Source organism: Streptomyces glaucescens (genome assembly GCF_002154375.1).
Classification (GTDB): Bacteria; Actinomycetota; Actinomycetes; order Streptomycetales; family Streptomycetaceae; genus Streptomyces; species Streptomyces glaucescens.
In genome coordinates, this window is the sequence record NZ_MUND01000696.1 from 543 (window position 1) to 2,037 (window position 1,495).

The window sequence follows — 1,495 nt, forward strand, 5'->3', positions numbered from 1 at the left end:
CCGGCCTCGACGAGCTGCCCGGGCTCGGCCACATGACACCGGTGGAGGCGCCCGAGCTGATCACCGGGAAGATACGGGAACTCGTCACGACGTACGTGAAGGTGAGGGAGGGCGCATGACCAGGGTGAGCCTGGAAGGGCAGGTCGCAGTCGTCACGGGGGCCGCGCGCGGTGTCGGCGAGCTGCTGGCGCGCAAGCTGTCGGCGCGCGGGGTGAAGGTCGCCCTGGTCGGGCTGGAGCCGGACGCCCTCAAGGAGGTCTCCTCGCGGCTGTACGGCGACAGCGACCACTGGTACGCCGACGTCACCGACCACGAGGCGATGGCCCGGGTGGCGGGCGAGGTCAAGGAGCGGTTCGGGAAGGTCGACATCGTCGTCGCCAACGCGGGCGTGGCGACCGGCGGGCCGTTCGCCGACTCCGACCCGGAGGCCTGGCGGCGGGTGATCGAGGTCAACCTGATCGGCTCGGCGGTGACCGCGCGGGCCTTCCTGCCCGTGCTGATGGAGAGCCGCGGCTACCTGCTCCAGATCGCCTCCCTCGCCGCGATCACCCCCGCGCCCATGATGACGGCGTACTGCGCGTCCAAGTCGGGCGTCGAGGCCTACGCGCACAGCCTGCGCGCGGAGGTCGCCCACCGGGGCGTGAAGGTCGGCGTCGGCTATCTGTCCTGGACCGACACGGACATGGTGCGCGGGGCCGATCAGGACGACGTCATGCGGGAGTTGCGGCAGCGGCTGCCGTGGCCGTCGAACAAGACCTATCCGCTGGGACCGGCGGTGGACCGGATCGTCGCCGGGATCGAGCGCCGGTCCGCGCATGTCTACGGGCAGTGGTGGCTGCGCGGGATGCAGGGCGTGCGCGGGTACCTGCCGGCGGTCATCGGGACGGTCGGGCAGCGGGAGATGCGGCGGTTCGCGGACCGGCTGGAGGGCATGCGCACCGGGCTGGTGGGAGCGGGCGGGGCGGCGGACGAGCAGGCCAGGGCGGTCGCCGCTACCGAGCGTAAGTGATCGACATGCAGGGCGTGTCGGGCCGTGTGAATCTGGTGGAGCCCCCCTCGGGGCCCCGAATCCCCCAGTCACAAGGAGTGACGACACATGGGTATGAAGGACAAGTTCCAGGACCAGTCCGAGCAGTGGCAGCAGCAGGCTCGCGAGAAGATGGACCAGGCCAAGGAGCAGGTCCAGAGCCGCCGCGGGCAGCGTCGTGAGGACGAGCCGATGACGCGCGAGCGGTCCGAGCGGGAGCGGCCCGAGCGTGAGCGCCCCGAGCGGGAGCGCTTCGACGAAGACCTCGACGAGGTCTGACCGCTGCGGTCTGGTTCTCATGGTGTGGGTGCCTCCGGTGTTCGCCGGGGGCGCCCATCCTTTTTTGTTCGTTGCCGGGCGCGGGGCGTCGCGGTTCTCGCTCAGTTCCCCGGGCCCCTGGGGGAGACGGCCCGCCCGGCGTCAGGAAGCGGCGCGTGGGGGCAGCTTGGGGCGGGAGCGGTCGGGGGT

The 1,495-nt window shown here is 71.7% G+C and carries 2 protein-coding genes and 1 pseudogene; all 3 read left to right on the forward strand.

All coding sequences use genetic code 11. The annotated features are described in order from the left end of the window. A pseudogene (locus CCN42_RS45130) lies at positions 1–119 on the forward strand (alpha/beta hydrolase); the annotation flags it as partial. After that, positions 116–1,009, forward strand: coding sequence for an SDR family oxidoreductase (locus tag CCN42_RS35295; RefSeq protein ID WP_086741456.1), 894 nt, complete (start codon positions 116–118; stop codon positions 1,007–1,009). The pseudogene CCN42_RS45130 and the gene CCN42_RS35295, both read left to right, overlap by 4 nt. An 87-nt stretch (positions 1,010–1,096) precedes the next feature. Further along, positions 1,097–1,306 (forward strand): hypothetical protein, encoded by a 210-nt coding sequence (locus tag CCN42_RS35300; protein WP_086741457.1) that lies wholly within the window; start codon positions 1,097–1,099, stop codon positions 1,304–1,306. The last annotated feature ends 189 nt before the right edge of the window (positions 1,307–1,495 follow it).